The following is a 12,315-nucleotide window of genomic DNA, read 5'->3' on the forward strand; positions in this document are numbered from 1 at the left end:
GACGAATGACAAATAAGCTGTTATGCATTTAAATTGGGTATTAGTAGCGAGCAAGATGCAAAGCCTGCGGCATGGCTTCGCTTAACGCACTACAAGGCTTTCACCCTTATTGACATTAAGGTTTAAATGCCGAACAGCTTATCAATTAATCTTCAGACAATAATCCAAATAAAGGACCCAGGATGGCTCCGAACACAAAACCGCCAGCATGAGCCCAGTAAGCGATTCCCCCAGTTTCCGTTCCCACATCCGTTTGCACGCTGACACTCGCCACGCTACTAAACGCTTGTTGCACAAACCATAATCCTAAGTATAAAACAGCAGGTAATCGAATGGTGGTGACGAAATACCCTAAAAAGATTAAGGTATTGATTTGAGCCCTAGGAAACCTGAGAATATAAGCACCCATCACGCCCGCGATCGCACCACTCGCTCCTAGGGATGGAATCCCGGATTCCATGGAGAAAAACCACTGAGACAGAGCGGCAAGTATACCACAAGCAATGTAAAAGATGAAGTACTTAATATGACCCAGGCGCTCTTCAATGTTGTTGCCAAAAATCCATAAAAACAACATATTGCCGCCAATATGCAAAAATCCCCCATGGAGAAACTGAGAACTGATCAAGGTAAACCATTCGGGCACGGGTTGATTGACCGGAATTCCCTCAAAGCTAGCGCTTAACTCTTTGGGTACAACCGCATACAGGTGGAAAAATGCATTAAGCTGGGGTGGTGTTAAAAGTAATTGATGGATAAAAACCGCAATATTTGCAGCAATGAGCGCGTAGGTTACATAAGGAGTAATGCGCGTCGGATTATCATCACTAATGGGGAACACAGTATGAATTATGAATTATGGAATCTCAAAGACAGTATTTGAGTAAAATTATAGTTGGTAAAAGTATAGTCAAATATTATACCAATTACCTTTTCAGCGGCGATGCCCGACTGCCCATTCCTACGATACCCTACAGGAGGATTAGTTGAGCAAAACTGATAAGAACACTTTATCATATTAATTGGCAATCTCAATCCCGTCCGGCAGATTGAGCAACCATCAGGGTGAATGAGTGGCTGTTATAGTCAGGTTTTTGTAACGTTAAAGGCTAAGAGTTCTTACCCTTTAAGAAGACACCCTTAGCTGAACATCTAAATTCATGGACTTACTAGAGTACCAAGCCAAAGCCTTATTCCGCGAGATCGGCATTCCCGTCTTGCCCTCTCAATGCATCGACCATCCCAGAGATCTCAAGCAGTTAGACATTCCCTATCCCGTGGTTCTCAAATCCCAAGTCCCCAAAGGTGGGCGGGGTAGAGCGGGTGGTATCCGGACAGTGGAAAATACGATTGACGCGATCGCCACCGCACGGGCTATTTTTAATCTATCCATTCTCGGCAAGTATCCCAACGTGCTGCTAGCGGAATCCCATTATGATGCTGAGCAAGAATTCTATCTAGCGGTTATCCTCGACTACACCTTAAGACGCCCCGTTTTGTTGGGTTCATGCCAAGGTGGTATCCATGTAGAAAACGTCATGGCACAGATGCAGCGAGTCGTTGTAGAGGAAGACTTCTCTCCCTTTTACGCCCGACGTCTAGCCTTCAAAATGGGACTGCAAGGTGATCTGATCGAATCAGTCAGCGATATTGTCCAGAAAATGTATCAACTTCTGATCCAAAAAGACCTGGATTTAGTGGAGATTAATCCCCTTGGCGTCAGTGCTAACCATGAAGTCATGGCGCTAGATGGCAAAATTGCTGTCAATGATCACGCTTTAGGACGCCAATCCGAGTTGGCAAACCTGGCATCAAGCCTCACCCACACCCCCCAACCCGCCGACCAACCAACGGATCTGCAATGGACGGATAGTCAAGGAAATATTGGTATTCTGTGTAATAGTCCTTGTCTTGCTGCCGCCACATTGGATTTAGTGTACAAAGCCAAAGGTAAGCCAGCAAGCTGTTTAATTGTAGACGGTTATGCCAGTTGGGATGTACCGTCCGCAGCCTCTCCCGTCCAACAGTTACAAAATGCCTTGCAGCAATTGACAGATACTCAAAATATCCAAGTTGTCTTAGTGAATATTTTGAGCAACGAAGCAGCTAGTGAAGCCGTGGCTGAGGTAATTGCCAGTTATCTACTATCGAAAGATGAAAATAACTCCGGAGTCAGTGCAGTAGATCCCGCCAAAACACCAACGACAGGAAAATTGCACTCCCGTGACTCACCCAATCGTCGCCGCCGCCATCTCACTCCGAAATCTTTATCTAGGACAGAGTTACCTCACCTAGTCATTCGCTTAGCCAACGGCAAAATAGACACTATCCAAGACCGTTTAGCGGCACTCCCTGTACACTGGATGGGTAACTTGGATCAGGCAGTGGCACAAGCGATTTCTCTGGCAAGTTGAAAGAGTTGTGAGTGTGTAGGGGCGGGTTTCACTATTATCGTTTTTTTCCGCCCCGATGTGACTCAACCCACCCTGACTGAATTGGGAATGCGATCGTTGTGCAACATAAGACTTAGCTTGCTAGGAGAGAAGTGAGTGTGACGAATGACATAAGACGAATAACCAGTACTTATCGGTATCCTATAGTTAACCCCTTGCGCCAAACCTTTACTGATATTGTTGATCGCATCTACTACATTGCTGCATCCAACGCCTATGAAATTCACACCAGACATGAAAATCCTGGTTCAGGGCATCACCCAACCCATCGGTTCCTATTATGCCGCCCGCATGAAAGCGTATGGCACAAATCTAGTGGCTGGGGTTAGTGCAGGTCAGGGAGGACAGACGTTGCATGGGATTCCCGTCTTTGACCTGGTAGAAGAGGCGTTATCCGAAGTTGGATATTGCGACGCCACGGTTATTTTTGCCGAATCCTACAGCGCCTTGGATGCAGCGTTAGAAGCAATTGATGCTGGATTATCACCCATTATTCTGGTGACGGGTGGTATTCCACCTCTAGATATGATTCACTTGCTAGCCAAAGCCCAAGCCAGGGAAACCCTGATTGTGGGACCGAGTAGTTCTGGGATTATTGTGCCAGGAAAACTGTTACTGGGGACTCAGGAGTGTGAATTTTATACGCCCGGTACAATTGGTGTGATTAGCCGGGTCAGTACTCTCACTTATGAAGTGGCTTTGGCGTTAACCCAAGCTAAACTTGGACAGTCCATCGCCGTGAATCTCGGTAGTGAAGCCATTATCGCCTCGTCATTTCGTCAGTGGCTGGAGATTTTAGCCCAAGATAAACGGACAGAAGCGATTGTCTTAGTGGATCAGACGGGGGGCGATAGTGAAGATGAAACCGCAGAGTTTATTGCCCAAGCCATAGAGAAACCCGTTATTGCTTATGTTGCGGGACAATATACCCCTGAAGACAAACAAGTCGGGGATACCAGTGCCATTATCGCGGCTCAGTTATCAGGACCGATCGCGAATACAACAACGGCTCAACATAAGGTGGCGGCGTTCAAACAGACAAATATACCTGTAGCTGAGTATCCTTCCAAAATTCCTGACTTGGTGAAAAAGGCGCTCAAATACCATTAAAGGGAACGGGGAACGGGCAACAGGGAACAGAACTTCAGCGAAAAAAAATCAAATAGGGGGTGACACCCCCCACCCCCACAGTGCTATACTGTGTTATGTAGATGCACCCTGATGATCGGGAGAGTCGCCTAATTTTAGGGCTCTCCTTTTTTATTTGTCTGGATGCTGCCGCTTCTAAAAACCTAGACAAACCTACCCATCAGTAATTCTGCCTTGGTATAAGTCCACGGTGTAACTTTTGGTCGATAACCGTTAACGCTTACGCTTGGCTGATACCCGGCATTGTCGCTCGATATCAACCTTAACCAATGGCTCCCAGTTAGAGACACTATAGTAATCGTGTCTACGATTGACTACAGGGCATCGACCAATAAAATTATTAAATTGATATAGAGCGCTCCATACGTGCTTTCTCGGATTCACTCCGAGATAGGCGGACACAGAGCGCGGCAATCTCTCACTCAAATTCATGCCTCTTCTGGCAATTGCTAGGGCAGCCGCCACATCAGATGATAGTCCATACATCCGACTATATTTAACCAATCCAATCAAACTCGTGTAAGCTGGATTGCATAACTTTATAGCTATTCCTCGGTTGGATAAAATCGATGACAAAATTTGATAAAAACGACTGTATGCCCAGGCAGAAAGCATTCGAGCATATTTTTTTCCACGCTCTCGTAGTTGAGCTTTTTTTGTCGAAAAATCTAAGCTTTCGCACAGAATAGGGCAAGAAAAGCTCCTGGCTAAAGCTGCCAACTTTAAACAAACATCTACAATTTGAGCATCTTGTTTACCTGTGGGTAAACCTGACTGAAAAGGAATAGTTCCCTGAGCTTTTAAATTTCCTTGACCATCAACATAAGCCCAACCGATAGAACTAGGATTTAGATCGATACCCAGGGCACCATACTTAATTTCTCTACTAACTTTCTCCACCGCGGCGGGCGTGAATTGAACAGCGACCACCCAGCGATCATCCTTTCTATAGAAGTGCCATGTTTTGGCACCACTATTGGGTAATCTATTAATCTGACGGGAGAAGCTGCCAATTTTTGATGTGACATATTTCCCAAATTTTGCTTCCAGACAACCGGGGACTCTCAACTTGATAGTATCCCCAGCCCATTGACAAGTTTGATTCCCATAACTTTCATCCTTTGAACCAACAATAAATACTGACCCTCTGGATACCTTCACTCTAATTTTTGCCGATTTCAGATGTTTAATTTGATTTTGAAGTCGGTGGATATATCGCTTTTTCTGATGCAAACCTTGACGCAAATGATGCCAGTTAGTTTTTCTCGTCTTGAGGTTTGATGATAAGGGAAAATTGCAGCCATTTTTGGAGGATTGCCAGTTCTTTTTTCCATAGAACTTCCGAGCTAAATTAATTTTCTTTGTGGCTCTGGCTACCCAATCTTTCCCTGACTGAACTCGTGATTTTAATTGCTTTATCTGTCTTTTTCTACAATATGTAGCTGAGGCAGTTTTTCCTTTAGCTAATGCAATTACTCCGTTAGCATAACGCTTACTGATTCCGTATTTCTCTTGCATAAGACTATTCCAACTGGATTGATTAAATTTTATTTCTTTATTTAATAAATGGTTAACGGTTTCAACTGTTGCTTGATAGAATATATCGGACAATGACGTTAAAAACATCTCCAAGTCGGTGAAACCGATGGGGTTAAGTTCATCGGCGGGAGTTGGCAGGCCCTTGCAATAAGTTATCGTCGTCATAGCTTTTTGGCTACCTCCCTCAGTTCGGTCACTATTTTTTTGTTCTTATGGCTTCGACTTCCATACAGTCCTTTCTTTTTGTAGTTCATGCCACTACCGAGATCTTGAATAATCTCAAATTCCCATCCCTGTTTGGCACAGTAGCTTTCCAATACTAAAACCTGTCTATTTAGATCGTCTTTTTGGTCATGACTAGATACTCTAGCATAACCAACGGTTAATGCGTTACCCGATTTATTACCAATTAAGTCAGCAATATCGTATCGACGATGACCACCAGCCGTCCGAGAAGATCGTATGAGAGCCGTTGAGTTCCCATCGATGCAACGTGCAAGACCGTCACACCTAGTAGAGTAGCTGCTTCTTGGGGAGTTAAACTAGACATTCCTGTATTATATCATAAAAAATGTCTAGTTATGTCAATGATTGTCTAGATATTTACGGACTGTTAGTTAACCCCAACTGAATTTAAATAGGGGGGTGACACCCCTCACCCCCAAAATGCTATACTGTGTTACGTAGATGCACCCTGATAATCGAGAGAGCCAATCGTAGGCTCTTTTTTTTTCTCTTCTTCAAGATTAATTGGTCAACTCGGCAACGTAAATAGGGGTGAGACCCCTCAACTAAACGGTCATCCATCCAATTAAGTAGGCTGGTGGAAATAAACCCAACACGATTAATTTCTGCAAATAGACCTTAAACCCTGACGAATGACGTAGCTTGCTTCTCGCGATAGCGAGTATGACGAATGACGAATGACGATCAGAGCCGTTAACTATAATTGTCCCAACCTACTTACCATGACTTTACCTGAATCCAGCCGATTGCAATTGACCCCAGATTTGAACATCTGTCGCATCCTAAATGGCTTATGGCAAATATCTGGCGCTCATGGACGCATTGATCCCAAAAAAGCCATCCCCAGTATGTTTGATTATCTAGATGCTGGCTTTACCACCTGGGATCTCGCCGATCATTACGGACCGGCGGAAGATTTTATTGGCGAATTTAGGCGTCAACTGGTGGCGATTCGTGGTGAGGAGGCGTTAGCGAACATCCAAGCCTTTACCAAATGGGTACCCCGCCCAGGTCGGATGACTCGACAATGGGTGGAGAAAAATATCGATCGCTCTCGCCAACGGATGGGAATGGATTGCCTGGACTTGCTGCAATTCCACTGGTGGGACTACCGCGATCGCAACTATCTGGACGCCCTCAAGCAGATGGCACAACTGCAAAGGTCAGGGAAAATTAAGCACCTGGCGTTAACCAACTTTGATACCGAACACCTAAAAATTATCATCGACGCCGATATCAATATCCTCTCCAATCAAGTCCAGTATTCCCTGATTGACCGCCGTCCTCAAGTCAACATGGCACCATTTTGTCAAGACCATGACATTAAACTTTTCACCTATGGCACAGTCTGCGGTGGCTTGTTATCAGAAAAGTACTTAGGACAACCTGAACCGGGTGGGGCAGAACTGTCTACGGCTAGCTTGAGAAAATACAAGAACATGATCAATGGGTGGGGCGGATGGAGTTTATTTCAAGAATTGCTCACCGTACTCCAGGACATAGCCACTCGCCATAACGTGAGTATCCCCAACGTAGCCGTGCGGTATATCCTCGATCAGCCAGCCGTAGCTGGTGTGATTGTTGGGGCGAGGTTAGGCATATCGGAACATATAGACGATAATGCCAGAGTATTTACCATGACTCTTGATGCTAAGGATAAGGAGAAGATTGAAGCCGTATTAGTCAAGTCTTATGATTTGTATCAAATCATCGGCGATTGTGGCGACGAATATCGACGATAAGCCAGAAAAGACAGTCCTGAATCCCTGATCCGGGGGGAGTATATTCTAAACTCAAGAATAACCAGAAAAACAGCAGACCGATGGAACACTCTCCCGTTGACGCCCAACCTGATGCTCAATCGGTGTCATCGGCGTCTTCTCATTGGACGCCATTTGATCGCACGATGATGCAACGGTGCATCGAACTAGCCCGCCGTGCTCTCGGACGAACTAGCCCTAATCCTTTAGTGGGTGCTGTCATTGTCCGGGATGGAGCGATGGTGGGAGAGGGATTTCATCCAGGCGCAGGTCAACCCCACGCAGAAATTTTTGCTCTCCGTCAAGCGGGTGACAAGTCTCAGGGAGCGACTATTTATGTCAACCTAGAGCCTTGTAATCACTATGGACGAACACCCCCCTGCACAGAAGCCTTAATTGCCGCAGGAGTCGCTAAGGTTGTCGTCGGTATGGTTGATCCCAATCCTCTCGTGGCAGGTGGTGGGATTGAGCGGCTCAAAAAGGCTGGGATTGAGGTTGTCGTGGGTGTGGAAACGGAGGCTTGTCGCCAGCTTAATGAAGCCTTTATTCATCGCATCCTGCACAAGCGTCCTTGGGGAATGTTGAAATATGCCATGACACTAGACGGCAAAATTGCCACCGCCAGTGGTCACAGTGCTTGGGTGACGGGTCAAGAGGCGCGGCGGTATGTACATCAACTGCGGACGGCTTGTGATGCTGTTATTGTAGGCGGTAATACTGTGCGTCTGGATAACCCTCATCTCACCAGTCACGATACCGATACCCACAATCCGTTGCGAGTGGTGATGAGTCGCACCCTAGACTTGCCCATCGATGCCCGTTTATGGGAAACCGCTGATGCTCCCACGTTAGTTTTGACCGAGATCGGAGCCAATCCGGATTTACAGCACCAGCTAGTGAACAAGGGAGTAGAAGTGATTGAAATGACGCCTCTGACACCCGCCAAGGCAATGGCGTATCTGTACGACCGACAGCTTTCGACGGTGTTATGGGAATGTGGTGGCACTTTGGCAGCCAGAGCGATCGCGGATGGCACAGTCCAAAAAGTACTGGCATTTATTGCTCCGAAAATTGTCGGTGGTATAACAGCGCCCTCACCTGTTGGGGATTTAGGACTAGCAAGGATGACAGACGCCCTGACGCTTGAACAAGTCAGTTGGCGTCAGCTTGGATCAGATTATGTTGTGGAAGGTTATGTGTCATGAATTTATAAATGATGAATTATGAATTATGAATAACCGAAAAAGAGGTTTAAGTGTTACAGATTGTAAGAACGGGTTTCACGATTATCGTTTCTTGCCACCCAAATGCCGCTAAACCCGCCCTGACTCAGTGCTGGCTTGGAGAGAAGCGAGTATAACAAATGACAAATGACGAATGACGAATGACTAAAAAATGCTTGAAGTGACCATTTTCAGCGTGTTAGTCGGCAATCTGGGTTGGCAATCAGTGGTTGTCAGTACATGGCTGCGCTGGCGACAGATGATCGGGAGTCATCATTATCAGGAGGAGGAAGAGGAGATTGTGATGGGTTTTGAGGCAAAAGAAGACTCAGCGTTATTACAGCAGCGACAAGCTAACGGCACGATTGACCGTATGAGCCATCCAGAACAACCTTCAGTAGACCCGCAACTGGTTGGCTGGGAATTCAAAATTGTGCGATCGCACCGAGACTTATTTCATAAACCGGCTGTATTTCAACAATTGTGTGAAGAAGAAGCACTGGCAGGTTGGATTCTATTAGAAAAACTCGATGATCGGCGCGTTCGATTTAAGCGACTGATTGCGTTACGGAATATCATTGATCCCCAGCAGCTACCCTTTGATCCCTACCGTTGTTATTATGGGTCATCATGGACTGCCCGAAGCGGGTTGGGTCTAGTCGCCGTACTGATCGCGATCGCTTTCCCTGCCTATCTGAGTTATAGCCTCGTTTCAAACCTGCTACACGACTCTCCAGAGGCTTCACCCCCGTCTCCTTACAAAGATATACCAGCCCAAGATTTCCCACCCGCGCCTTAAGTGAAAAGTCAAAATTGGATATTTGAAGCATCTAGAATAGTAGACAAAGCGTGACTAAGGCTAGGAGAGTGGGCAAGGTGAGTTCACAAGGGAAATGGAGCTGCGATGGTGAACCGAAAAATAATGATCAGTCTTATGTTGGTACAGGTTCCCATGCTCCCCAAGAAAATTATGGTCCAGATTGCTCAGTATGTGGCTTGCCTAGAGAGGCGATGCAGAAAAAAACGGTCATGTCGGGTAAGGGTGTTAAGATACCACGATTTTCCCTGCCCATTCTAGTCGCGATCGCACTCTTCGTTCTGTTGGGTGGTGGTATGAGTTGGTATCTGGCGACAAGGGACAATCAGACGCAACCTGTCACCGACAATGGAACGCCGACGCCGACGTCACCCTCACCCCAGAACTCTACCGCTTTACTCAGTGATACCGCCAGTCCACGTAATGCGTCACTGATTAGTCAGGGTGAAAAGATATTACTGGATACAACATCTGCCAAACAAGCTGGCGCGGCTGCATTTGCTCAACAAGATTGGGATCAGGCGATCGCACAATATCAACAAGCGACGAATGCTGACCCGAATGATCCAGAAAGTAAACTCTATTTCAATAATGCCAAAGCTAGGCAAGTCGGTAATCCATTGACGATGGCGGTTGTAGTTCCGATTACGGCAAGTGAGAATGAAGCCAAAGAAGTGTTGAGGGGTGTCGCATCAGCACAGGCGGAATTTAACGCCTCTCCAACGCCAGCCAATCGCTTATTGGAGGTCATAATTGTCAATGATGATGGCATGGGAAAAACTGTTTCTTTGGCAGAGGATTTAATTAAATTTCCCCCGGTTTTAGGCGTGATTGGACATGGAGTAGATGCCGGAACCCGACAAGCGATCGCACAATATGAAAAAGCTGGGTTAGCCGTAATTTCACCCGTGAGTACCAATGTGACATCTGACGCGACAGGTCAGTCTATCTTAAAAACTATTTCTCTGACTCAACAAGACCAAGAATTACTCGCTACCTATCTACAACAAGTAGGTGAAACCTTGGCAAATTATGCCACTAAACAATCTTCTCCGGCATCAGTAGTGGTATTCTACAATTCCGATAGTCCCTATAGCCAAGCCCTAAGCACTCAGTTTACCGCCGCCTTGTCTCAAGGTAACGGTAAGGTGGTGAAAACGGTTGATATTACTGCTAATCCGAATATTGACCCCGCTGGGGAAATTCAGAGTGCCACTCAAGCGGGTGCAACAATGGCATTTTTAGCCTTAAGTAAGAATAAAGTAGATACCGCGATCGCACTCGCTCAGGCAAATGCGGCTCAAACTGAAAACCCGTTAGGTTTAATTGGGGGAGATGAACTTTATAACCCAACCATTTTAATTGAAGGCGGTGATGCGATCGCGGGAATGGTACTGGCTGTTCCTTGGAGTTGGCAACCCGACAATGCCTTTGCCCAAGAAGCCGCCCAGATTTGGCGAGGTAGAATTAGCTGGCGTACCACCACAGCTTATGATGCCACGGATGCTTTAGCTACAGCATTGAGTCAAAATCCTAGTCGAACCGGAGTTTACCAGCAGCTAAATCAAGGGATTCCGATTTCTGGGACAGCACAAGACTTTAATCTGTTTAATCAAATTCCTCTGGTTAAAGCCGTTCCTGGTTCTGCGGGTCCGACGGGTTCGCGGTATCAGTTTGATCCCGTTCAGTAAATAAATCCCCAGAGCGGCTAAGTTACTGATGGGTGAAGTGTTGCTAACGACAATCATTGTGGATACAACGCATTAATTGTTTTCAGATCTTCTCTGAAATCCGCAACATCGTAGTGAACACAGATATCCCGACTGGCAATCAAATGCTGGAACTGGATTAGATTCATCCCCAGTAACCGACTGGCTTTGCCGATGCTGATTTTTTTTTGCTGGAAAAGCATCAGCACAATTTCTTGAATCAACTCTGCTTCTGAGAGTCGTGAGGCTTTAACGATTTCATCGGGAATGGTAACGCTCATGGTTATACCTCGCATCCATATAAATAATCAACACCTATAATTCCCCTGTAGGGGCGACCCGCTTGCACAAATGAATATCACCAATCCACTCAATTGACTCGGGTCGCCCTTTGCTTAATGGAGAATGAGACGTTCCGGCTTCACGTTTCTAGCCAATTGTGCGAATTACCAAAACCAGGGAAGCCTTATAATACAGGATAAAACACTGATTTAAAATTCTATAGGATTTCTGGTGCTTCGTTATCGTCGCCGTCTTTGGTTGTATCCCCTGTTCCAAATTCCCCTAATCTGTTTGGGTATATGTTTAGTCGCGGCTGTATTGTTTGCCTTACTCGGACTGGGTAGACCATCGGTAGCCGTCGCGATCGCGTTAGATTTAAGTAGCAGTACCTTCTCTGAACCCTCCCAGTTTAACCAACCGGGTACGGTGATGTATCAGGAAGTTATCGCTGTTGAGTCTTATCTTGACCAAAATGCTCAACTGTTAAGAGTTCCTAATCAAATTCAGGTCTTTGGTTTTGCGGGAGTTGTTTTACCTCTGACCGATTCCTTTCAAACCGATAGTCAACAGGTAAGTGCTGAATTGAACCAGGCGTTGCAAAATCCTAACCTGATTCAGCGAATTGTACCGGGTACAACGGATTTGAATTTAGCGATTCAGGAAGGAACAGACGCCTTAAGTCCAATTCAGGATCATTGCCGGGAATTACTCTTAGTCACCGATGGGGAAGCTGACGTTGATGCTGAGGTGATTCAAGCCGCCGCCGCCCGTCGGGTGAAGATTAACGCTGTTGTCGTGGGTGGAGACGCGCCTGATTTACGCAATGCTGCGGCTACTACAGGTGGGATCTATCACTCTGGTCAAGTCACTAATTTAGAAACTGTTTTTACGAATCAATTCTTTAGGAATTTTAACAGTAATCGACGCTGGGTCATTTTTTGGCTGGGTGCGGCTTGGATTTCTCTGATGTGGTTACTCATCCTCCCCTTAGATCGCTGGATTTTCCAAGGATGGCTAAAACTGCCCATGAATCTCGCGGGTCAATTAGCGTTAGGCAATGCTTTCTTCTGGACAGTTGCTACCCTGTTAATTATTTGGCACTTAGCGAAAGGATTACCTTTTATTTCACTATGTTAA

The 12,315-nt window shown here is 46.0% G+C and carries 10 protein-coding genes and 1 pseudogene; 7 read left to right on the forward strand and 4 right to left on the reverse strand.

Annotated elements, in window-relative coordinates; translation table 11 throughout:
• Window positions 1-145 precede the first annotated feature (145 nt).
• The gene (locus MC7420_RS05335; RefSeq protein ID WP_006098870.1) at window positions 146-841 is read right to left on the reverse strand and encodes a rhomboid family intramembrane serine protease; all 696 of its coding nucleotides are present in this window, start codon (window positions 839-841) and stop codon (window positions 146-148) included.
• 319 nt (window positions 842-1,160) lie between these two features.
• Here MC7420_RS05335 and MC7420_RS05340 point away from each other — a divergent pair, with 319 nt between their 5' ends.
• Both MC7420_RS05340 and MC7420_RS05345 read left to right on the forward strand, forming a co-directional pair.
• Window positions 1,161-2,414: an ATP-grasp domain-containing protein gene (locus MC7420_RS05340; RefSeq protein ID WP_006099117.1), complete on the forward strand. Its 1,254-nt coding sequence runs from the start codon at window positions 1,161-1,163 to the stop codon at window positions 2,412-2,414.
• A 255-nt stretch (window positions 2,415-2,669) separates the two neighbouring features.
• Window positions 2,670-3,563, forward strand: a complete 894-nt coding sequence (locus tag MC7420_RS05345; protein ID WP_044205180.1) for a succinate--CoA ligase subunit alpha — start codon at window positions 2,670-2,672, stop codon at window positions 3,561-3,563.
• Between the two features lie 252 nt (window positions 3,564-3,815).
• Here MC7420_RS05345 and MC7420_RS05350 read toward each other — a convergent pair whose 3' ends face one another.
• Together MC7420_RS05350 and MC7420_RS44025 are read right to left on the reverse strand one after the other, a co-directional pair.
• Window positions 3,816-5,306: a hypothetical protein gene (locus tag MC7420_RS05350; protein WP_006098997.1), complete on the reverse strand. Its 1,491-nt coding sequence runs from the start codon at window positions 5,304-5,306 to the stop codon at window positions 3,816-3,818.
• Window positions 5,303-5,691, reverse strand: a pseudogene (locus MC7420_RS44025) (IS607 family transposase). The gene MC7420_RS05350 and the pseudogene MC7420_RS44025 overlap by 4 nt, the downstream one beginning before the upstream one ends.
• Window positions 5,692-6,109: 418 nt before the next feature.
• Here MC7420_RS44025 and MC7420_RS05360 point away from each other — a divergent pair.
• The 4 genes from MC7420_RS05360 to MC7420_RS05375 all read left to right on the forward strand — a co-directional run bounded on the left by MC7420_RS05360 (window position 6,110) and on the right by MC7420_RS05375 (window position 10,878).
• Entirely contained in the window at window positions 6,110-7,129 is a 1,020-nt protein-coding gene (locus MC7420_RS05360; RefSeq protein ID WP_044205332.1) for an aldo/keto reductase, read from the forward strand.
• Window positions 7,130-7,209: 80 nt separating this feature from the next.
• Complete coding sequence (gene ribD, locus MC7420_RS05365; protein ID WP_006098965.1) at window positions 7,210-8,352, forward strand: bifunctional diaminohydroxyphosphoribosylaminopyrimidine deaminase/5-amino-6-(5-phosphoribosylamino)uracil reductase RibD; 1,143 nt, start codon at window positions 7,210-7,212, stop codon at window positions 8,350-8,352.
• Window positions 8,353-8,542: 190 nt separating this feature from the next.
• Window positions 8,543-9,169: a hypothetical protein gene (locus tag MC7420_RS05370; protein WP_006098980.1), complete on the forward strand. Its 627-nt coding sequence runs from the start codon at window positions 8,543-8,545 to the stop codon at window positions 9,167-9,169.
• A 77-nt stretch (window positions 9,170-9,246) separates the two neighbouring features.
• Entirely contained in the window at window positions 9,247-10,878 is a 1,632-nt protein-coding gene (locus MC7420_RS05375) for an ABC transporter substrate-binding protein (RefSeq protein WP_006098787.1), read from the forward strand.
• A gap of 53 nt (window positions 10,879-10,931) precedes the next feature.
• Here the strand turns inward: MC7420_RS05375 and MC7420_RS05380 are convergent, their stop codons facing one another.
• Complete coding sequence (locus MC7420_RS05380; RefSeq protein ID WP_006098937.1) at window positions 10,932-11,177, reverse strand: UPF0175 family protein; 246 nt, start codon at window positions 11,175-11,177, stop codon at window positions 10,932-10,934.
• Window positions 11,178-11,409: 232 nt separating this feature from the next.
• On the opposite strand from MC7420_RS05380, the gene MC7420_RS05385 reads away from it, so the two are divergent.
• Window positions 11,410-12,315, forward strand: coding sequence for a vWA domain-containing protein (locus tag MC7420_RS05385; protein ID WP_006098961.1), 906 nt, complete (start codon window positions 11,410-11,412; stop codon window positions 12,313-12,315).

It is taken from the genome of Coleofasciculus chthonoplastes PCC 7420, assembly GCF_000155555.1.
In the GTDB taxonomy this organism is placed as follows: Bacteria; Cyanobacteriota; Cyanobacteriia; order Cyanobacteriales; family Coleofasciculaceae; genus Coleofasciculus; species Coleofasciculus chthonoplastes_A.